Origin of the sequence: Marinomonas sp. ef1 (assembly GCF_002806845.1) — a bacterium.
GTDB classification, from domain to species: domain Bacteria; phylum Pseudomonadota; class Gammaproteobacteria; order Pseudomonadales; family Marinomonadaceae; genus Marinomonas; species Marinomonas polaris.
In genome coordinates, this window is the sequence record NZ_NHTT01000006.1 from 35,826 (window position 1) to 57,547 (window position 21,722).

General features: G+C 42.2%; 22 protein-coding genes. 14 read left to right on the forward strand and 8 right to left on the reverse strand.

All coding sequences use genetic code 11. The annotated features are described in order from the left end of the window. Positions 1-3: 3 nt before the first annotated feature. Complete coding sequence (gene amaB, locus CCS02_RS09635; protein ID WP_100636421.1) at positions 4-1,548, reverse strand: L-piperidine-6-carboxylate dehydrogenase; 1,545 nt, start codon at positions 1,546-1,548, stop codon at positions 4-6. Positions 1,549-1,739: 191 nt separating this feature from the next. Here amaB and CCS02_RS09640 point away from each other — a divergent pair, with 191 nt between their 5' ends. The 8 genes from CCS02_RS09640 (at position 1,740) to CCS02_RS09675 (ending at position 8,610) form a co-directional block, all read left to right on the forward strand. Beyond that, complete coding sequence (locus tag CCS02_RS09640) at positions 1,740-2,609, forward strand: LysR family transcriptional regulator (protein WP_100186611.1); 870 nt, start codon at positions 1,740-1,742, stop codon at positions 2,607-2,609. 98 nt (positions 2,610-2,707) lie between these two features. After that, positions 2,708-3,511: a DUF1338 domain-containing protein gene (locus CCS02_RS09645; RefSeq protein ID WP_100636422.1), complete on the forward strand. Its 804-nt coding sequence runs from the start codon at positions 2,708-2,710 to the stop codon at positions 3,509-3,511. Positions 3,512-3,721: 210 nt separating this feature from the next. Continuing rightward, the gene (locus CCS02_RS09650) at positions 3,722-4,141 is read left to right on the forward strand and encodes a rhodanese-like domain-containing protein (protein WP_072838931.1); all 420 of its coding nucleotides are present in this window, start codon (positions 3,722-3,724) and stop codon (positions 4,139-4,141) included. Positions 4,142-4,152: 11 nt separating this feature from the next. Further along, entirely contained in the window at positions 4,153-4,404 is a 252-nt protein-coding gene (grxC, locus tag CCS02_RS09655) for a glutaredoxin 3 (protein WP_011978545.1), read from the forward strand. Positions 4,405-4,490: 86 nt separating this feature from the next. Next, positions 4,491-4,970 carry a protein-export chaperone SecB gene (secB, locus tag CCS02_RS09660; RefSeq protein ID WP_072838930.1) on the forward strand — a complete coding sequence of 160 codons (480 nt, stop codon included), beginning with the start codon at positions 4,491-4,493 and terminating at the stop codon, positions 4,968-4,970. 261 nt (positions 4,971-5,231) lie between these two features. Then, positions 5,232-6,896, forward strand: a complete 1,665-nt coding sequence (locus CCS02_RS09665; RefSeq protein WP_100636423.1) for a hypothetical protein — start codon at positions 5,232-5,234, stop codon at positions 6,894-6,896. Positions 6,897-6,952: 56 nt separating this feature from the next. Next, positions 6,953-7,579, forward strand: a complete 627-nt coding sequence (locus CCS02_RS09670; RefSeq protein WP_198432055.1) for a penicillin-binding protein activator LpoB — start codon at positions 6,953-6,955, stop codon at positions 7,577-7,579. A gap of 2 nt (positions 7,580-7,581) precedes the next feature. After that, complete coding sequence (locus tag CCS02_RS09675; protein ID WP_100636424.1) at positions 7,582-8,610, forward strand: LPP20 family lipoprotein; 1,029 nt, start codon at positions 7,582-7,584, stop codon at positions 8,608-8,610. A 28-nt stretch (positions 8,611-8,638) separates the two neighbouring features. Here CCS02_RS09675 and CCS02_RS09680 read toward each other — a convergent pair whose 3' ends face one another. Next, positions 8,639-9,565, reverse strand: coding sequence for a LysR family transcriptional regulator (locus CCS02_RS09680; RefSeq protein WP_100636425.1), 927 nt, complete (start codon positions 9,563-9,565; stop codon positions 8,639-8,641). 100 nt (positions 9,566-9,665) lie between these two features. On the opposite strand from CCS02_RS09680, the gene CCS02_RS09685 reads away from it, so the two are divergent. Continuing rightward, a complete protein-coding gene (locus tag CCS02_RS09685; RefSeq protein WP_100636426.1) occupies positions 9,666-10,916 on the forward strand; it encodes a gallate dioxygenase in 1,251 nt (416 codons plus the stop codon). 139 nt (positions 10,917-11,055) lie between these two features. On the opposite strand, the gene CCS02_RS09690 is transcribed toward CCS02_RS09685, so the two are convergent. The 3 genes from CCS02_RS09690 to CCS02_RS09700 are packed head-to-tail and all read right to left on the reverse strand — an operon-like array spanning position 11,056 to position 13,927. After that, a complete protein-coding gene (locus CCS02_RS09690; RefSeq protein WP_072838927.1) occupies positions 11,056-12,342 on the reverse strand; it encodes a TRAP transporter large permease in 1,287 nt (428 codons plus the stop codon). Then, entirely contained in the window at positions 12,339-12,848 is a 510-nt protein-coding gene (locus CCS02_RS09695) for a TRAP transporter small permease (RefSeq protein WP_072838926.1), read from the reverse strand. Before CCS02_RS09695 ends, CCS02_RS09690 begins: the two co-directional genes overlap by 4 nt. A 47-nt stretch (positions 12,849-12,895) precedes the next feature. Next, positions 12,896-13,927, reverse strand: a complete 1,032-nt coding sequence (locus CCS02_RS09700) for a TRAP transporter substrate-binding protein (protein WP_100186607.1) — start codon at positions 13,925-13,927, stop codon at positions 12,896-12,898. A gap of 679 nt (positions 13,928-14,606) precedes the next feature. Here CCS02_RS09700 and CCS02_RS09705 point away from each other — a divergent pair. Continuing rightward, positions 14,607-14,939, forward strand: coding sequence for a PBPRA1643 family SWIM/SEC-C metal-binding motif protein (locus CCS02_RS09705; protein ID WP_100636427.1), 333 nt, complete (start codon positions 14,607-14,609; stop codon positions 14,937-14,939). An 86-nt stretch (positions 14,940-15,025) separates the two neighbouring features. Here the strand turns inward: CCS02_RS09705 and pobA are convergent, their stop codons facing one another. Next, on the reverse strand, positions 15,026-16,228 hold the full coding sequence (pobA, locus tag CCS02_RS09710; protein ID WP_100636428.1) for a 4-hydroxybenzoate 3-monooxygenase: 1,203 nt from the start codon (positions 16,226-16,228) through the stop codon (positions 15,026-15,028). A gap of 295 nt (positions 16,229-16,523) precedes the next feature. Between pobA and CCS02_RS09715 the strand changes: the two genes are divergently transcribed. From CCS02_RS09715 to CCS02_RS09730, 4 genes are all read left to right on the forward strand, one after another. Next, a complete protein-coding gene (locus CCS02_RS09715) occupies positions 16,524-17,414 on the forward strand; it encodes a helix-turn-helix domain-containing protein (RefSeq protein WP_232728851.1) in 891 nt (296 codons plus the stop codon). Between the two features lie 107 nt (positions 17,415-17,521). Further along, positions 17,522-17,710 (forward strand): RSP_7527 family protein, encoded by a 189-nt coding sequence (locus CCS02_RS09720; RefSeq protein ID WP_100636430.1) that lies wholly within the window; start codon positions 17,522-17,524, stop codon positions 17,708-17,710. A 324-nt stretch (positions 17,711-18,034) separates the two neighbouring features. Beyond that, positions 18,035-19,819, forward strand: coding sequence for a GGDEF domain-containing protein (locus CCS02_RS09725; protein WP_100186602.1), 1,785 nt, complete (start codon positions 18,035-18,037; stop codon positions 19,817-19,819). Between the two features lie 76 nt (positions 19,820-19,895). Further along, complete coding sequence (locus tag CCS02_RS09730; RefSeq protein WP_100636431.1) at positions 19,896-20,699, forward strand: UDP-2,3-diacylglucosamine diphosphatase; 804 nt, start codon at positions 19,896-19,898, stop codon at positions 20,697-20,699. 59 nt (positions 20,700-20,758) lie between these two features. On the opposite strand, the gene CCS02_RS09735 is transcribed toward CCS02_RS09730, so the two are convergent. Both CCS02_RS09735 and CCS02_RS09740 read right to left on the reverse strand, forming a co-directional pair. Continuing rightward, on the reverse strand, positions 20,759-21,058 hold the full coding sequence (locus CCS02_RS09735; protein ID WP_100636432.1) for a putative quinol monooxygenase: 300 nt from the start codon (positions 21,056-21,058) through the stop codon (positions 20,759-20,761). 18 nt (positions 21,059-21,076) lie between these two features. Then, complete coding sequence (locus CCS02_RS09740) at positions 21,077-21,667, reverse strand: malonic semialdehyde reductase (protein WP_100636433.1); 591 nt, start codon at positions 21,665-21,667, stop codon at positions 21,077-21,079. Positions 21,668-21,722 lie beyond the last annotated feature (55 nt).

Consider the following 21,722-nt stretch of genomic DNA (forward strand, 5'->3'; position numbering starts at 1 on the left):
AAATTATTCAAAAACAATACCTTGAGCCAACGGCAAATCACCACCGTAGTTCACTGTATTTGTGGTGCGACGCATGTAGTTTCTCCACGCATCAGAACCAGACTCACGACCGCCGCCCGTTTCTTTTTCGCCACCAAACGCGCCGCCAATCTCAGCACCAGACGTACCAATGTTAACGTTGGCAATGCCACAGTCAGAACCTGCTGGAGACATAAACAATTCTGCTTCACGCATGCTTTCAGTGAAAACGGCAGAAGACAAACCTTGTGGCACTTCGTTTTGAATTTCAATCGCTTCTTCAAATGTTTTGTAAGTCAAAACATACATGATAGGCGCAAAGGTTTCTTCATGAACGATTGGCGCATCATGAGCAATACGAACAATCGCAGGACGAACATAGAAACCACCAGCAGGAACGCCTTCAGTGACACGTTCGCCACCGCAAACAATTTCGCCGCCTTGTTTTTTCGCGGTGTCTAGAGCCGCTTGCATACGGTTGAAGCTGCCTTCGTCAATTAGTGGACCAACCAAATTACCTTCAACGATTGGGCTACCAACGCGAAGCGAGCCGTAAGATTTCGCCAAACGCTCAACCAAACCATCAACAATAGATTCATGAGTAATCAAACGACGCAATGTTGTACAACGCTGACCAGCCGTACCAGCCGCAGAGAAAACAATCGCACGAAGCGCAAGATCTAGGTCCGCAGTATCAGAGACAATCATCGCGTTGTTACCGCCAAGCTCTAACAAAGAACGACCTAAACGACCTGCTACTGTTTTCGCCACAGCACGACCCATTACAGTAGAACCTGTTGCAGAAACAAGTGGGAAAGTCTCGCTTGCCGCAATCGCTTCACCAAGATCTCGATCACCAATCATCACAGACACAGCCGCTTTAGGGATATCGGGCATATCGGCAATGACGTTTTGCGCGATTTGGTACATAGCCAAGGCACACAACGGCGCTTTTTCAGAAGGTTTTAGTAGAATTGGATCACCACAAACAAGACCCAGCATGGCATTCCAAGCCCAAACCGCCATAGGAAAGTTAAATGCTGTGATGACAGCAACAGGACCTAGTGGATGCCATTGCTCCATCATACGATGACCAGGACGCTCAGATACGATAGACAAACCGTGTAGCATACGAGATTGGCCGACAGCGAAATCACATACGTCAATCCATTCTTGTACTTCACCCAAGGCTTCAGGAACAATTTTTCCTGCTTCCAAAGAGATCACTTGCGCCAACTCATTTTTGTACTTGCGCGCTTCATCACCAATACGACGAACCAATTCACCGCGACGTGGCGCAGGAATAGTACGTAATACTTTAAATGCGTCTTTTAGTTCAGCATTTACTTTGTCTAGCTGTGCAGGTGTCGCGTTGTTAAAGGTAGACAACGTCGCACCATCGATTGGGCTATGAGCGGAAAAAGTACTGCCTTCACCCAAAGCAACCGTATTACCTGTTAATACGCTATAAAAAGTATCACCCTGTTTTAGGGTATTGACACCGAGTGTTTCTAAGCAAGTAAGTGACATATGAACCTCTAAGATTTATGTATGTATAAATTTAACTTCCACCACCATAACCAGCTAAGGCTAGAATGAGAAATACCGTTTTCCTGCTAGTGGTCTAGTTTTTACCTATAGCAAGATATCAACCCTATAGGTATATTAGAAAGGAGCCCAGAGACAATCTTCACAAGAGTCGCCTTTAAAAGAGCATACAGATGGATATTCGATCATTACGTTACTTTATTGCCGTTTACGAAGAACGCAGCCTAAGCGCAGCTGCGAAACGCTGCTTCGTGGCACAACCATCCATATCTACAACGGTCGCACAATTAGAAGATGACCTAGGTACGAAGCTTTTTGTTCGCCATTCAAAAGGCGTGTCTCCAACCGATAGCGGCTCGCAACTTTATCCACATGCCTGCAAAATGGTCAGCGACCTAAGCGCCATGCGCAGCTTATTTACCGACACACCGGCACCGCTCGCTCTATCTATATCTTTGACCCCTTTTTTATCTGGCTCGCTAATCAGCCAAGTAATCAAAACTATGCTAGACGAAGTTCACGGGCTCACCTTAAAGCTAGTCGATGAATCAGAAAGTGCCGATCTGCGTTTTACTTGCCATCGTTACACCACAGAAGAAGATGTATTTTATCCACTTTGGGAAGACGACTATGTGATTGCTATGCCATTGGATCATTGGCTGGCAGATTTCCCTTCGCTATCAATTAAACAAATAGACAAGCAACCTTTCATTTCTCGTACACCATGCGACATTTTGGAATCTTGGAACTACTTGATGCAAAAACAAGAACTCACTACAGATGTTCGCGCTCAAGTGAAAACGGAAGAGTACGCGTTAGATTTGGTTGCCGCTGGATTGGGTATTTCGCTCATTCCAGAACACTCTTCGCGAGGCCGCAGCGACCTGTGTTTACGCCCTTTAAACGATGTGAAATTGAAACGCGTGGTTGGTTTGGCTCACAAGAAAGAACGCAGTTTTCCTGCTCATCTGATTAATACGATCCTGACGGCTAAGCAGCAACTATTCATTAACAAAAATCCGACCGAAATACGGCTCGCATAACTTTTACGCATCACAACGTGCGTTTTTACCTTTTGCTTTAAGACTGATCACTGCACTAAAGTACCTTACATCGACCTAACACTATTGCAGGAAACCTTATGACACCAAATGATTTTTTCGCGTCTTTGTGGGATCACTATACAGACATAACACCGCAAGCTCAGCGCATCCAAGAACTGTTTAAAAGCCATGGTGAAAACGTTCTTAATGATCACGTAGCTTTTCGTACCTTTAACAATTCGCCAATTTCATTAGAAAAATTGGAACCGCAATTAGAAGCCATTGGCTACAAAGCCTACGGCGCGTTTCGCTTCGAGAGCAAACACCTTAAAGCCCGTTGTTACAAACACCAAACGGATGCAGATTCTCCAAAGGTGTTTTTATCTGAACTTTTAGTGGAAGAGCTGCCAGCAAACTGCCAAGACATAATTGGCAAGTTCATCGCACAAATTCCAGCTAATGCCGTGCAAACACCAGCTATTTTTTGGGCTGGGAGATTATGGAAAACACCAACGGAAGTCGAATATCTTGCTTTAGCAGAGCACAGTGAATACGCGGCTTGGTTATCGACTATGGGCTTGCAAGCCAACCACTTCACTTTAAGTATCAATCACTTGAAGAAATTCCCGACAATTGAAAAAGTAAACGAACTACTTCAAAACGAAGGTTATGCGTTAAACCAAGTTGGCGGTTTGGTCAAAGGCTCACCAGAGTCTTTCTTGGAACAGTCTTCCACTATGGCTGACAAAGTCGACTACAGCTTTGCTGATGGCAAACAAAAAACCATCCCTAGCTGCTTTTATGAATTTGCTCGTCGCCACACCATGCCAGACGGTGTGTTATTCGATAGTTTCATCGAAGGTAACGCTGACAAGATCTTTGATTCGACCAGCGCTAAATAACGAATCGGTAAATTAGTATGATATAACGAGCCCCAGTGGCTCGTTTTTTATTTTCCCATACCATTTAATGATCAGAGCATCACATCCTTGTCATGTTTTTATGGTAGAAACCTTTGTGTGATGCGACGAGCAAAAGTAGTCGCCTGAGAGTCTGTACCGATCCATCAGGCCGTGTATAATGCTCGCAGTTTAAATATGGGCCTTATGATTATGATAAATCAACTTATTGAGTTTTCTATCAACCACTGGGAAATGGTCGCTGTCTTTTTAGCGATTCTTGCCACACTACTTTTCGTTGAAAGCAAAGGCGGCGCGCAAGGGCTTACACCTTCTGCTGCAACTAACCTGATGAATAGCGAAGACGCAGTCGTTGTCGATATCCGTCCAGAGAAAGAATTCAGCACTGGCCACATCACAGGTGCGCTAAATATTCCTGCGACTAAGATGAAAGACAACATGAATCGCCTTGAGAAACATAAAGACGCCCCAATAATCATAGTTTGCAAATCTGGTGTAACGTCTGGCGCAAGCGCTAAAGACCTTAAAAAGGCCGGTTTTGGCAAAGTTTACAAACTTCAAGGTGGCATTGCAGAATGGCAATCATCTAACCTGCCACTGGTTAAAGGATAAGAGATAAAATTATGGCTACCGTCACTATCTATTCTAGCGATTACTGTCCTTTTTGCGTTAGAGCAAAACAATTGTTAACGGCAAAGGGTGTTGCCTTTAACGAAATTCGCGTGGACGGAGAGCGAGAGTTACGACAAGAAATGATGGAAAAAAGTGGCCGCCACACCGTTCCGCAAATTTGGATTGGTGAACAACACGTTGGTGGATGCGACGATCTTTATGCCCTTGAACGCGAGCAAAAATTGGATGCCTTACTTGCATAGAAATAGGCATTCCAATAAAGCACACGGTATAAATGAGCAACGAATTCATCGCTTTATATAGAAATTATTAAAAAAAAGGAACCAAGATGTCCGATACAGCTGAAACACCAGAAGCACAAACACAAGAAGCGCAGACACCACAACTTTCTATGCAACGTGTGTTTTTGAAAGATATTTCTTTTGAATCTCCTCGTTCACCAATGATATTCCAAGAAGAATGGAAACCTGAAGTTGGCTTAGAGCTAAACACTAAGAGCCGTCAAGTAGGTGAAAATGTCTACGAAGTTGTTTTGGAAATTACGGTAACGGTTAAAAACAATGGCAACACTGGCTATTTAGTCCAAGTTCAACAAGGCGGTCTGTTTGTTATTTCTGGTCTTGATGATCAGCAATTACATCACGCTTTGGGTGCTTTCTGCCCTGCTACCTTATTTCCATACGCTCGTGAAAACATCGATGCGGTTGTAGTAAAAGGCAGCTTCCCAGCTATCATGCTTGCTCCAATAAATTTTGATGCGCTTTATATCGAAAGCCTACAAAAGCAACAAGCGGAAACAACTCAGTAAAAATATTGAGTGACAAAAACGACTAAAAGTTACGAAAAAGGAGGCTACGCGCTTCCTTTTTTTATTGCATAATAGATATCGTTCGCACTTTAGTATCCCCAGTACTTTTAGTATCGCAAGAATATATGGAAACTGTGATGAAAAAGAAAAAGAAGCCTTGTCCGAATTGCCTCAAAGCTCGCTGGTTAATACTTTATCTCGGCTGCTTCATCCTGCTCTCGATACTTGTTGCCAATCAGTTTTTAGAAAAAGGAATCTGATGTGAAGTGGGCTGTTATTTGGGTAAGTATCTGCTTTTTAGCGGGATGTGCGACTTACAAACAAGATATTGATGCAGGCTTAAGCTTAGCAAAAGAAGGCGAATGGAAAGAGGCTGAAGGCAAACTAGAAGGCGCTTTAGACAGCTCCCAAGACAAGCTGCTTTATTATATGGAAATCGGTGCTCTTGCCCAGAATCAAGGTGAGTTCGAACGCAGTAACGACTTACTGGAGCAAGCAGAAAGATTAAGCGATACCTTCTTGCCGGAGAATTTTTCTAATCGCTCTTGGGCATTACTAAGCAACCCAAGGCAAAGCGACTACCGCGGTAACGGTATAGAACGCGTTTACATCAGCTATCTTAAATCGATGAACTATATTGCTCTAGCGGAAAAAGAAGACAATAAAGCCAAAAAACGCGAACTTAACGATGCCGCTTTAGTCGAAATGCGACGCATTGATATTAAGCTCAATGAAATTCGAGCACAAACTCCCAGCTACCAAGACCTTAATGCCAAAGAAAACCAAGCCTTTTATATGAAGGCGCTGAGTTGGTTAGGCGATTTTTATACAGGTGGACGAGATACCGACAAGTTTATCTATAGAGACGATGCTTGGGCACGCTACATGGAAGGGCTGCAATACGAGATGAATGGCGAAATCGACGATGCTCGTATCAGCTATGAAAAAGCAGCTAACTTGTATGAAGACGGCTATGCAAAACAATATGCTTTGCCTAGTACTACGGCGGATCGTGCTTGGTTAGATGCAATTCGCATGATGCAAAAAGGCGGTTTTAGTCAAAGCGAGATAGATCAAAGAATCACAACCAAACTGTCTCCAGCTATGCAAGAAAAACTCAAGCAATATCATAAAGGCGATGCGGAATTAGTCGTTTTGGAACACCAAGGCTTCATTCCTGATAAAAAGGAAATGACGGTATTATTGTATGCCGACCCTCGCGCTTACTCTTTAGTATTAGAACCGCTTCATGGTGGGGGAACAATAGAAGCAAACGATGCATTCCGTTGGTTTACCATGGTCTATGCTGATATTAATCCTCTCAATCTAATCGCTAATTATAAAGCGGGTGGCGCATGGGGAACTTTCTCAGGCATTTTTACGAAACGTGTAATTCTGGGGCGGCCCGTTTGGCAACAACTCACTTCAGCTAAGGTAGATAAACTACTAACCGAACAAACCATACGCGTTACTGTGCCGTATTATGGTCGCTTCACATTGGATCAACATCAGCCAACACTGCAAATGAATAGCTCAACAGCCACGATCAATAACAGCCTACGAATGACATCCCTTGCTGACATTGCCTTTCAGGAACAACTGGCGCAAGCGCAACGAGATATTTACGAAGGCTTAGTAAGAGAATTATTACGCAGCTGGTTAGCGTATCAAGTGTCATCAAACGTACAGGATCAAAATGCAGCTTTGATATTAAACCTAATTGGACAAGTTGCAGTATTTGCCTCATCGGCTGCAGATACGCGTAATTGGCTGACACTACCAGCACAAGTCAGACTAACGCGTGAACCATTAGCTCCTGGCGAATACTCGCCAGATTACAGGGTGAATAACAAAACTTTCTCGCTCGGCAAGGTCAACTTAGAAGCCAATAAAATTAAGCTTTGGAATCTACGCAACCCTTATTAAATTGATTACACTAATACAGCTTGGCACCAAGCTAAAACGGACGTAAGGAAAATAGTATGCACATTAATAAACTAACACAGTCTAAATGGGCTTCCCTATCTTGGAAGAGCATGTTCACTCTATTTATGGCCGTGTTATTAACGGCTTGTTCAGGCAGCGTAAAGCGCATAGACACAAACGAAGACGTTATGCTGTCTGACCGTTGGAATGATACCGACTCACGTCTAGTGGCAGAAGAAATGATGAGCGATATGCTGACCTTCCCATGGTTCCGTGATTACAACTTCAACAAGAAAGGCAATCCAACCGTCATTGTACAGAGCATCCGTAACAAGACATCTGAACATATTCCAGTAGATACCTTCATTAATGACATCAAACGCAGCTTATTACGTGCCGGCAAAGTCGATTTTGTTGTCTCAGGTGCTGAACGGGATGACGTCCGTAGTGAACGAGAAGAACAAGAACTTAATGCAGCACCAGATACCGTTGCTAAATTTGGTCTAGAGCAAGGCGCTGGTTTCGCTCTATCTGGCACTATTAACTCAATCGTTGACTCCAATGGCGACCAACGCGTGAGCTTCTACCAAGTCGACCTTAAGTTGATTGATATGACGACCAACCGTGAAGTTTGGAACGGTCAGAAGAAAATCAAAAAATTGGCTGACAAAGGCTTTTTCTAACCATGAAACTCTCTGCTTTGCCTATACCATTCAACTTGATGATGGTGACGGGTCTATTACTCAGTTTAACTGGGTGTTTGGGCTCTAATACCCAATCGCGTCAAACAACGGAGAGTATGCCTAATTGGGTATCATCTCCGCCACAGGACAGCACACACTTGTATGGTGTCGGTAGCGCAGCGCGCATAGAAAACATTGCCTTAGCGTTTACTCAAGCCGAACAAAACGGCAATGTTCAAATTGCTCAGCAGCTTCGTACTCAAGTAAGTCAGATTAATACACAAGACACTCAAGTGCGATCTGGGCAAGGTGGAGAGCAAGTTTCAAAAACACAAACAGCCTATACGCAAGTAACAACCTCGCCTATTGAACTAGAACAAGCCATCAATGAGCAACGCTTTGCCGGTAAAAACTACGTCTATGCGCTGCAATCTATTGATCGTAGTCGAATTGTCGCCAAGCTAAAAATCGCTATTAATGATACGGATGACATAATCCGCAAGCTGGCAGCATCGTTGACTAAAACAGAAGATAAATATCCGGCACCGCAAGACTGGCAAACTTACATGCAGCTCATCCCGTATTTTGCTCAACGCAAATCCTATGAAGAGGAGCTCAGCCTTTATTCAACCGCACACACAGCAGCAGGCAAAGCAGATACAGACATTCAACACATAGAGCAGCGCCTTAACCTAGCACTTAGCAATTATGGCTTTGATGTTTCCTCAACCAAGCAAGCAGACAGCTTAGCAAGTGCTCTTTCGCATTTTGGCCTGACACCTAAAAGTGACTCCCTGTTCAAACTTAATAGCCGAACAGCGCAACATCATGAAACCCAAGATGGACGCTTTTATGCATTTGAAGAGGGTACACTGGAACTCATCGATCCAACAGGTTCACGCCTTGCCTCTTGGACAGTCAGCGCCAGAGGGATAGCAAAAACCCTGCAAAGCGCCCAAGAAAAAGCAACCATTAACTGGTCAAATCAAGCAATTGAAGCCATGTTCACTTGGTTAACACGCTTAGATTAATCAAATAATTGATTTGAATTTTTACCTATTACTGGTTGTTTATATCGTCACAAATTTCTTTTAAAAACCTCAGCACAACATCCATACGTTGTGATCGATTCTTCCTACTAGGATATAAAGCAGTCAATTTAGCGGCACCCGATTCTGGCTTTATATCCTCAGCTACCTCAATCAACTCTCCAGACTCTATCTGTTTTAAACAGTATTGCTCTGGTAGTAATGATATGCCACTACCGGAGAGCACAACCTCACGAACAGTTAAAGGATCATTGCAATGAGTAATATTGTTCTGGAGATCCAAATACACTTTCTCTGAGTGACAATAAACCGGAAAACGATCAATACCATATCGCGTCTCACAAATTGAAATATGATCAGTAAGTGAATCAATTGTGATGGCAGCATTTTGGGCAGCAAAATATTCTTTTGATGTAACCCATTTTAATTTTCCAGAGTAAAGCGGCATGGCAATTAATTCTGAGTTTTCCAGTTCACCTACAATCACTGCGATATCAATTTCATAATGAAAAATATCCAAAGAATGTCCATTCATCATTATTTCAAACTGTATTTTGGGATATCTATGTTGGAACTCATTGAGTCTAGGGGCTAAAAACTCCCGACAAAATGCCATTGGCACAGCCAATTTAACCCTGCCCGTTGGCTCAGACTGTAAACCTGAAATAACAGAATCTGTTTCATTAACAAGTTGGATTATTTGGCAAGCGTGTTGATAAAGAGTATAGCCTTCTGTCGTAACCCAAATATTCCTAGAATTTCTTTCCAGCAGGCGAAGGTTTAGCGCTTCTTCCAGACGTGTAATCGACTTACTTATAGTCGACTTTGACACACCTAATTGCCTTGCTGCTTCTGACATACTCTTAGTTTCAACCACTTGCACAAATGCAGGAATGTCACTCAAGTTGCTTTGTAAGTTTGAATATATTGTTTTCATATGGAAACGATTGGTTTTAATTTGATAAATTGTTGTAATTTTAGTTTATGAGTATCCTCTCTATATATCTAGTAATTCTTAAAATATATAAGGAAAAAGAATGGCTAAAATTATAGGAGGCATTGGTGCCTCTCATTCACCAACAATCGCATACGCTAAAGATACAAATAAAGGCGCTGATGTTGCCTGGAAACCTATTTTTGATGATTTCTCTGTTTTACAAAAATGGGTACATGAACAAAAAGTAAATGTGATGTTCCTTATTTTTAATGATCACATCACTTCATTCTTTTTTGATCACTACTCGCCTTTTACTTTAGGTGTAGACGATTCCTATATCACAGCCGATGAAGGCGGCGGCGCAAGAGACTACCCTGCTGCCAAGGGCCACAAGGCTTTATCACAACACATTGCGCAATCAATGATGAATGCTGAGTTTGATTTGTCGACATTCCAAAAGAAGCCGCTTGACCATGGATTTTTCTCCCCATTCTCTATGATCGCACCGGAAGTAGATGGCGCATATTGGAACGGAACAGTCGTTCCGCTACAAGTGGGTGTCCTTCAGTTTCCCGCACCAACAGCAAAACGTTGCTATCAGTTTGGCAAAGCGTTGCGTAAGGCGATTCAGAGTTTCCCTGATGATGATATGCGAGTTGCCATTGTGGCGACAGGTGGTTTGTCTCATCAAGTACACGGTGAACGCTGTGGCTTTAATGATGAAGCTTGGGACAACAAATTTTTAGACGCTTTAGAATTAGATCCAGAAGAATTGACCAAGATGACACACGCGCAATACGCTACAAAAGGCGGATTCGAAGGGGCCGAAGTCATTATGTGGTTAATTATGCGCGGGGCTTTATCAGACAAGGTCAATAAAGTGCATCGTAGTACCTATTTACCTTCTATGACAAACATTGCGACGGTTATTTATGAAGACACCGAAGATACCAATGCAGTCATCGTCGATCCTAATTTAACACATCAGCTAGATGGTCTTGAAAAGCTAGAAGGAACCTACCCTTTTACCTTAGAACGCAGCCACAAAGCGTATCGTTTGAACCTGTTCTTACGCAACCTTTCTAACCAAATTCACCGTGAACGATTTTTGGCAGATAAAGAAGCCCTGATGTCAGAATGCCAACTAACAGATGAAGAAAAAGACATGATCCGTGAGCTAAAATGGATTGAGATGATTCGCTACGGCGCTATCTTTTTCGGGTTAGAAAAATTATCAGCTGTCTTGGGTAAATCCAACCCCGAAATTTATGCCTGTATGCGAGGGGAAACGATGGAACAATTTCAAGCCAGCCGCAAAGTTTCAATGACATACTCTGTTGGTAAAAAGTAAAGTTAATAACAAACTACCAATTCGAAAAAAAACCAGATTCAGCCTAAGCTGAATCTGGCTTTTTTATATGCTTAAAACAGAATAAAAAAATGGCTCTAAACAGAACCATTTTTTATTTAAGCACTTCATCTACATCTATCTATAACAAACCAACCGCCAATACAGGGAACGCTACAATGAGTGCTAAACGAAGCAAATCAGATATTACGAATGGCATCACCCCTTTATACATATCTCCAATAGAAATATGCGGGGCAACGGATTTAATAACGAAGACATTCATACCAACGGGCGGCGTAATTAAGCCAAGTTCCACGGTAATAACAGCGACGATACCAAACCAAATAGGATCAAAACCTGCAGCCTCAATCAGTGGATACACTACTGGAACAGTCAACAACAGCATCGCAATACTGTCCATAACGCAACCTAGCAGCATAAACAAAATCAAGACACAGAATAGAACCATATAAGGTCCTAAATGAAGGCTATCAACATACTCAACCAAAGCAAAAGAAATGCGTGACACTGAAAGGAAGTAGCCAAAAATCTCCGCACCAATGATCATAAAGAAAATCATTGCAGACATAATCAGGGTTTCGCCAACTGCTTCTTTAAATTGTGCGAAGCGCATACCTCGTACCAGAGCGATAGACAACGTTGCCCCAGCCCCCACTGCAGATGCTTCAGTCGGCGTAAACCATCCAGTATAAATACCGCCGATAATGAATACAAAAACACCGGTAAAAGGAACTAAGCCTTTAAGCCCCAAGAACTTTTCTTTTAACGTTGTCGCCTTACCTGGTTGAGCTATATTTGGAAAGACAGTAACTAAAACAGCGACAGTAAGTCCATACATCACCAATCCAAGTAACCCAGGAATCACACCTGCAATAAACATAGCTCCGACAGATTGCTCGGTAATCAAAGCATATAATAACAGAGCGATAGAAGGCGGTATCATGATACCTAATGTTCCACCCGCCGCTAACACTCCTGTTGCTAATGTTGGTGCATAACCGTTCTTTTCCATTTCAGGTAAAGCCACTCGCGACATACTCGCTGCAGTTGCCATAGAGGAACCAGAAATAGCTGAAAAAATACCGCACGAAGTTACCGCAGCCAATCCCATCCCGCCACGCCAGCTACCAAACATAGCTCGCGCGCCTTGGAACAGTTCTTGCGACATCCCCGACTTTGAAGCGAACACCCCCATAAGAATAAACATGGGAATAGGACTAAAACTGTAATTTGACAAAGTTTCAAATGGACCACTAGCAAGAATAGAAACCGCTGGATCAAAAGCTACAATCCAACCAAAACCAACAAAACCAGCTAATGCCATCGTTAAAGCAACAGGCGCTCGTAGCGCAATTAACAACAACATGGCCGCAATGCAAACCATACCAATCATTGAAGTACTCATGACTCAGCCTTCTCACAAAATAATAGTCGAGACGTGTACGCCACTGCGGAAACAGCTAGCATAGCAGTCGCAAAACAAGCAACCGCATAAAAATACGTCAATGGAATCAATAGATCTTGGGTCGTTTCATAGCTCATCGCCGCTTCTTCTACCAAATGATAAAAGCCATAGCTCATGCCGACTCCCATTAAACCAAAACAAAGAATATAAACAGCTTCTAATCTATTTTTTGCTTTGCTTGATAGTCGCTCCGTAAACAGGTCAACAATGACCTGCGAACGGCTGACCGAATGCGGCAGAATGAAGAGTACTGTAAACAACAGACTGTATTTCACCATCTCAATGCCACCAAGAATGGTCCAGTCCACGGCACCGTCCGTTATAGTAAACAAACCTCGAGTGAAAACATCAAACAAGGTAACCACCATCATAGCGATTAAGAAAAAACCGCCCAGTAAGTGCATTCCATGCGTGATACGCTCTATTATTCGAGCTATTGCTTTCATTAACTCTCTCCAACTACCACTACTTTGCTTAAATATCTAAACAGCTTTTATTTACACGCTGTTTTGGACAGCTCAACTGCACGTGCATAGACCTTGTAAGAAGGTAGACCTTTCTTCTGCAGCTCATCCAAATACTCTTCAGTCGCTTGATAAAGAACAGGCTTCCACAATGGATTCTCAGCACCATCTTCGATTACAGTAATTTTATGACCCATTTCGATCGCTTGAGCACGGCCTTTCGCATCTAAATCATCAAATACGGTAGCGGCTTTTTTAGACCACTCCATACCAGAGTTATGATCAATGACTTTTTTAAGGTCTGCAGGCAGACGATTATAGAAAGACTTATTTATCGTCATGACAAAAGCCAATGTATAAAGACCACCAACTTCAGTGTGATAAGGCGTTAGTTCATTTAGACGGAACGTGTATTCACCTTCCCACGGTAAGGCAACACCATCAATTACACCGCGCTGTGCGGACTGATAAGCATCTGGCGCCGGCATACCAACAGGTTGCGCACCCAGACCTTCAAGCAACTTTGCAACCACCGCAGTTGGACGACGGATACGTAAGCCTTCTAAATCTTGAGGAACTTTGATTTCTTTATTTGTGGTATGAAGACCACCTGGTCCATGAGTAAATAAAAATAGTGGTTTAGTTTGGTTGTATTCATCAGAAATAAGGCCTTCATCGTACAAAGACTGCACAACACAAGAGCCTTGAGCTGCATTCTGCGACACACCAGGTAATTCAACAATTTGTGTTAGCGGAAAACGATTTGCTGTGTAGCCTTGAACGGTCACGGTCACATCTGCAATGCTATTCTTCACGGCATCATACTGAGCTGGTGGTTTTGCCAATGTACTAGAAGGATACATCTGAACGTCGATACGTCCGTTAGATTCTGCTTCAACTGCCTCAGCCCATTTTATAAATAGTTTTTGGCTTGGGTCTGATAATTCAGGAAAGAAGTGGCTGAAACGCAATGTATATTCTGCCGATGCATTTGCCTGAGCACTTACAATAGCGGAAGCAGCAACGACCGTTATGGCAGCGTGCTTTATTATTTTTATCATGTTCGACTCCAAAGTAGATTTATTATTGTATTCAGTTTTTAAAAACTGACTAATCAAAAAACAGATTAGCAATCTACTGTTCAGAAAGGTAATTGATTATGAAGGAAAGGCATTGAAAAATTAGATAGAACAACCGTATTTTATAAAAATACACACTCATTAAATTCATTAAAAAAAAGCATAAAAAACATCTATATAATTGATATTTATAAATAAAATTTATTTTTAAAAAAATATCTCATCAAGAAAAATTACTTTCATTTTTGATGAGACTCATTCGTTTTTTATGACTCAGGATAGATCTTTGTACGGTAAAACAATGTATTGCATAGCGATGATACGACGAGCCGCTTCAGTGTCTGTGTAGAAGTTCAGTTCAAACTCATAAACTCTTCATAGGTTGCCTAATTACCACCATGAAAATCACGTTAGTCTTACTTGGCGTATACCAATATTTGAATACGTCGAGATACATTTTGGCCATCTTTTTTTGTAGACGGTTCATCACTTTATACAAGGTCATAACACCGGAAATACTCAACAAAAAATAATTCACCTCGACGCGAAAACACGCTATTTGGCGACATTAAAGATACGCGCTAACTACTCTAAATTCTGTTAGAATACGCTGCATTGAGCCACTCGCTGTGAGTGGTTTTACATATCATTAGGAACACCTGTGTCAAAATTCTTTTATCGTGGTAGACCCGATATCATGGGCAAGCATAACCTAGGCAATTATCAGCCTAAGCCTAAAGTGAAATCTGGAAGCGAAGAAAACCCGCTAATTTTGCAAGTACAAAGCGCCGAGCGTGAGCATGAAATAAACACTATATTGACCGCTAACGGCTTATTTGCAGAGATTCGCATTGACAGTGAGATGCCTGAGGACATTACACCTTTAGACGTAGCCCTTAACAAACCTGTGCCTCAAATTGTTGAAAAAGCACCACAACGTAACGACCCATGTCCATGTGGCAGCAATAAGAAATACAAAAAGTGTTGCGGCTAAGCTAGTCAAGCCCTTTATAAAACAAAAAAGCGGCCGTAATAAAGATTACGTGCCGCTATTTTTTACTACAAGACCGTGCTTATCACTTAAACCAGATCTTCATAAGGCAAACCAACATATTGCATAGCAATAATACGGCGCCCTTCTTCATTATCCGTGTAAAAATTCAACTCCGAACTCATAAATTTACCATGGGTTGCAGCGTCATTATCATGCTCATCGCCCTGACCAAAGTCGTGCAACATATTAGTCATCCACCATGAAAAACGCTCTCCATGCCAAACACGACGCAAACAAATGTCGGAATACTGAGAGATGCACTCTTTATCACCTTCTTTGTAAATACGAGTCATTACTTTATACAAAGTTGCTACGTCAGAAGCCGCCAGATTCAAACCTTTCGCCCCCGTTGGCGGAACGATATGCGCGGCGTCGCCAACAAGAAACAAATTACCATATTGCATTGGCTCACAAACAAACGAGCGTAGTGGCGCGATGCTCTTTTCGATACTAGGCCCTGTCACTAGTTTTTCAGCCACATCGTCTGGAAGACGGCGTTTTAGCTCTGTCCAGAAATCATCATCGCTCCAGTCTTCTACTTTGTCAGTAAGAGGAACCTGAAGGTAATAACGAGAACGAGTGGCGGAGCGCATGCTAGTCATAGCGAAACCACGATCTGTTTTACAATAAATCAATTCGTCGTTTACTGGTGGTGTGTCAGACAAAACACCCAACCAACCAAACGGATAAACACGCTCAAACTCTTTACGAGAAGATTCAGGAATAGTTTGACGTGATACACCATGGAAACCATCGCAACCTGCAATGTAATCGCAATCCAACCTGTGTGTTGCACCGTTGTGTTCAAAAGTCACGTAGGGAGCGTCGCTTTTCACGTCATGTAAAGCCACATTACTCGATTCGTAATACGTGGTTAAACCAGCACCGTCACGAGCTTCCATCAAATCACGGGTCACTTCTGTTTGGCCATACACCATCACAGTACTGCCACCAGTGAGTTTTTCTAATTCAATCTTTACACGTTTGTTATTAAACGCTAACTCAACACCATGATGCACTTGGCCTTCACGATCCATGCGCTCACCAACACCGGCTTCACGCAGCAAATCCGTCATACCTTGTTCAAGCACGCCTGCACGAATTCGACCTAGAATGTACTCACCAGAAACGCGTTCAATAATGACATTGTCGATCCCTTGCTTTGCCAACAATTGTCCAAGTAATAGACCCGATGGACCTGCACCAATAATCGCTACTTGTGTTTTCATCTTTCTCTCCGATTTATTGTTATTTTCTCGACGTTGATTCAGTGATCAACGTGCTAGTGACAACATAATGGAAGATAAATAGATAATACGTTAGGTAATTTATGATCAAAAAATTGTACTTTTTGATCATGGATGATTTTTTAAATTAGCAGCCAAAACACGATTTAAAATGACTTTATGGCACTTTTCGCTTATAAAAACCTATAAATATGCGTATTTTTGTAAATTTTAGCCTCATAGAAACAAACAACTAAAAAAGTACATTTGTGTAACTTATAAAAATATGAAGAGTAACATGCAGAAATCTAACATTCCTCACTTTGGACTTTATGGCGAATCCAGCTGGATAAATGACCCAGAGTTTTTTCATATTGAAGACATAGAATCTCGCAGCGGTGACTTAGGCTGGAAAATCAACCCACATCGGCACGCTCAGCTGTTTCAAATTCTGATTTTAAAATCTGGTGAAGTAAAAGTTCAGCTCGACGAGCAACAACACAAGCTACAAGGTGCATGGGCGATTATTGTTCCCGCTGGCGTAGTGCATGGTTTTCGTTTCGCGCCGGATACCGACGGGCGAGTCATCAGCATTGCCGAGCCTTTGCTTGAGGATGCCTACAAAGAAAAGGCCGCGAAGTTTATCCAACCACTACTTAGTCAGGCTTGTTACATCGACTTTAATGGTCATCGCAATATGTTTTCAGAGCTTTGGCCGCTCATTCAGCAGCTAGAAAGTGAGTCTTCATTTATACGTGAAGGCCGAGCTTTAATGAGCGAATATCTCATTAAAGCTATTTTGCTGTTACTTCATCGCCAACACGTCAATGGCGAAAGCAATGTCACCAATAAAACAGAAAATAGCCATGCTCACCAACTCAAAGAGCTGATCGAAAAACACTACCGAGAGCATTGGAGTAGCCATCAATATGCCGATGCGCTGAGTACGTCCACCAGCCGCTTAAATAGGCTTAGTAAAACCACCTTTAACCAAAGCGTATTGGACTTAATTCATGATCGCGTTTTATTAGAAGCAAAGCGCAGTCTTATCTATACAGCACGTTCTGTAGAGGAGATCAGTTACGACTTAGGCTTTAAAGATCCGGGGTATTTTTCGCGTTTTTTCAAACGATCCACAGGCATTCCACCAGGGAAGTTTAGAATCCTGAGTAATCAACCATCCATTTGATGAATTTTTCTAACCTATTAGCTGAAAATTGATCGTTTGCTGAATGATTGGTCAGAACCTAGAATAACAAGTGTCAAATATGACTGAACTTTTTTAGGAGAATCACTATGAAAAACGATCTTAAATATGACGCTTTCGGCAACCTTGATGCTGACTACTATGTAGAAAAAGCTTACGAATTGCGTCGTGCATACTTTGCAGAAGCAACTAAAAAAGCAGTCGCTAGCGTAAAAGCATTTTTTGCAAAATTGACCGCTAACCGCACAGTAAAAACCTCAGTTCAACCACAGCACTAATATTTTCAGTAAAAAGCTTTTACGTCATCTGTATTTGACTAGTTTATTTCCGTTGTTGTCACTAATTAATCAACAACCGTTATAAAAGCAAATAAAGCACGACGATGAAGAACCCAATGTTCCCGATGATCGAAAGGCAAGAATAAGAAATCGATCCGGTAACGGGCTTCTCTTCACAAAGAACCTTAAAACCTTCAGTTTTTCTCTAGATAACACCTCCCTTAGCAAAGCATTTTCATCTCAACCCAAGTCATCAAAGTGTCATAAATTTGACATAAAATATCGCTCTAGCCACTTTTTTAACCTAGACGTATCTGAGAGAAAATGAGCCAAATTGACAATAATGCTCTACTTGAGAAAATCCTTTCGAATGGATTAATCACGCCATACTTCCAACCTATTTACGATTTAAGTAATGGTGAAATATATGGGCATGAAGCACTTTCTCGTGGCCCAATGAATTCCACGCTTTTTTCTCCAGATCCATTATTTACACTGGCTCAGCAAGAAGGAAAACTTCATAAACTAGAGTTACTTTGCCGTGAAAAAGCCCTATCAAAATTCGCCAAACTCGAATTAAAAGGCCGCTTATTTTTGAACGTTAGCGCCTCTTTATTGGGGTCACCAGATCACCAGTCTGGTATGACATTGGCGATTTTAAATGAGCTGGGATTGGATCAAAAAGACATTGTCATCGAGCTTTCTGAACAGCATCCGTACGACCATAATGGCTTGCCGCGCAGTAGTGTCGATCATTATCGTAAAATGGGCTTTCAAGTTGCCATTGATGACCTTGGTGTCGGTTATTCTGGCCTTCAGCTTTGGTCTGAATTGCAGCCAGACATAGTCAAAGTCGATAAACATTTCATTAAAGGAATCGACAAAGACGAAATCAAACGAGAGTTTGTCCGCTCGATTCTGACCATTGCTCAGCGACTAAATTGCATACTCATTGCAGAAGGCATAGAAACACAACAAGAACTCGACCAACTCATTGAAATTGGCGTCACGCTAGGGCAAGGCTATTTTCTTGGGCGTCCGGTGGAAAACCCTGCTTTTTCGACTCATCCCTATTTAGTAAAACAAGCTCAGCGACGTTCGCAATTCCAAGTGGATCACGCAGAAACCGTACAAACACTGTGTCGTCCTACACCAAGCTTGCAAGAAAACAGCTTATTAGAAGACGCATCCCAATGCTTTAAAAAGCAACCAGACTTAGTGGCTATTCCCGTACTAAACCACAACAACGAGCCTGTCGGTGTGGTTCGCAGACATCAGCTGCATGAGCTTTTTTCTACACCTTATGGACGCGCTTTGTACGAACATAAACCGGTTACCAATTTACTCAGCAGTGATGTACTAATTGTCGAAAGTAATGTCAGCTTATCTAGTGTTTCCACCTTGATGACCAACCAAGAAGCCGACACACTTAACAACGAAATTATTGTGGTCCGAGAAGGCAAGTTTATCGGCACAGGTCATCTAAGAGATCTATTAAAACGTATTACCGAGCTAAAAATACAAAATGCCACCTACTCCAATCCACTAACCTTATTGCCCGGTAATGTCCCGATTCATCGAGAAGTCAGCCGTCGTTTATTAGCCAACGAAAACTTCTACGTGGCGTATTTTGATTTAAATGACTTTAAACCATTTAATGACTTCTTCGGCTATTCGATAGGCGATGAAGTGATTCAGCTGGTTGGTTCTTTAATCAAAAACCAAGTTAATCCCGATAATAATTTTATTGGTCATATTGGTGGCGATGATTTTGTGGTGATCTTTGGCGACCAAGATTGGCGACAGCAATGCGACAACATTTTAGAAATCTTCGAACAACAAGTTAGAGGTTTTTATTCTACAGACACCTTACAAGAAGGTGGTGTTTGGACGAAAAACCGCCAAGGCGATACCATGTTCCATCCAATTCTAAGCCTCGCTATTGGCGTCGTTCACCCTAACCCAAAACAATGTACCAATCATCACCAAGTGGCAGAACTAGCGGCTCAAGCAAAAAAATCGGCCAAGCAACAAGGCGGCAATCATATTTACCTGCAGCCTTATATAACGACACATACTGATGAGGTAATAAGCGAAAGCGTATTGTGACCTAACTGTCACAAAGCCCTCACAACTCTGTCACATAAGCACCTTATCTTTAAGATAGACCCTAGAGGAGGCGCTTATGCAGACCACATTTCGATCCGTATTTATTTCCGACGTTCATCTAGGCACCAAAGCCTGCCAAGCGTTGCATTTATTGGATTTTTTGCAAAGCATCAAAACCGATACCTTGTATCTAGTCGGAGATATTATCGACCTACAAGAAATGCGTCATCGTGCTTATTTTGTCGATGCTCATCATCAAGTGGTCGAACGCATTCTCGCTATGGCAAAGTCCGGTACCAAGGTCATTTATATTCCGGGAAATCATGATGCGTTTTTCCGCCAATTCGCCGGCCAGACGCTTTCTGGGATTGAGATAAAACTCAACGCTCGCCACAAAACCGCCAACGGCCGAACTTTTTATATCAGCCACGGTGATGAATTCGATCAAATGGTAAAAATCAGCCCTCTCATGCTCGCCATTGGCGATAAAGCCCACGGACTGATGTTGTCGCTGAATCAATGGATAAACGGCATAAGACGCCTTGTTGGCTTGCCCTATTGGTCACTGGCAGGTTATTTGAAAAGTCACATCAGCAAAGCAAAAGAGTTTATCGAGCGCTTTGAAACCGCCGCACTAAAATCCGCCAAAAACCACAAAGTCGATGGCTACATCTGCGGGCACATTCACTTCGCTTCATTTCGCATCAAAGACAATGTTCTCTACTGTAACGATGGGGACTGGGTCGAACACTGCACGGCGTTAACCGAATCCACCGCCGGGGAAATGAGCCTAATACATTGGTCAGAAAACCCAAGAGTCTTGGCAACTGAGCCAAAAGAAGAAGATTGGGGATTATCGCCACTGCCTGCTAGGAATTAGTGGTGAAGGGTTACTAAAGGGGTCAGATCCCTTTAGCTCCAAAGAAGCGATAACGGATATTAATCCATTAGTGATCTTTCGTTAGCGGCATCATATTTCATGACGTCACTCTTCAATCGGTTCATCCACTTATCAAAGAATGCAGCCATTTCTGGTGTTCCTAAATGGTCATTCAGTGAAGCCTGATCTTGCCAGCGTTCTATGGCTACAATACGACCTACAGTAGCATCTTCAACAACAATATTATAAAACAAACACCCTTTTTCTGCTCTCGTACTCGCAGTAATCTTCCGGATATCTTCGACAAATTCATTTACATCTTCTGGTTTTAAATGGACATAGCCCGTTAGAATAATCATTTCTTTCTCCTTGTATGTTTATATAAATTGGCAAACTTCATCAAAGCTAAGACGTGGACCTCTTGCAAAGAGTTTTGAATCATCTCCATACCCCAACGTGCAAAGAAAATTCGACCTTAGATCGGTTCCTGCAAAAAACGCTTTATCGACTCCAGCGTTATCAAATCCAGACATAGAATTTGTATCAAGACCTAATGCCCTTGCTGCCATAATCAGGTAAGCACCTTGAAGGGAGCTATTTCGAAAGGCGGTGTCATAGCTTATTTTCGGATCGTTCTTAAAATAATCGGTCGTATCATAGGCTGGATAAAGCCTCTCTGCATTTGTATAAAATTTTTCGTCATAAGCAATAATGACAGTAACAGGAGCACTTCTTACTTGTTCAACATTGGAATCCATCAAGTAGGGATAAAGCTTCTCCTTTGCCAATTCTGTTTGTACGAAAACAAATCGAGCGGGTGCCAAGTTGACGGAGGTTGGAGCCCATTTCATCACCTCATAAAGCTCGCGCAAAGTCTCTTGTGAAACCGGTAGCTCAGTCCAAGAGCGATGTGAGCGGGCCTTAGTAAAAAGCTGCTCGATTGATTCATTTGGAATTGGGTATCGCATTTAACTTCTCCTCGTTTCTAATGAGTCCAATATAAATGCTTTTAAAAGTACTATG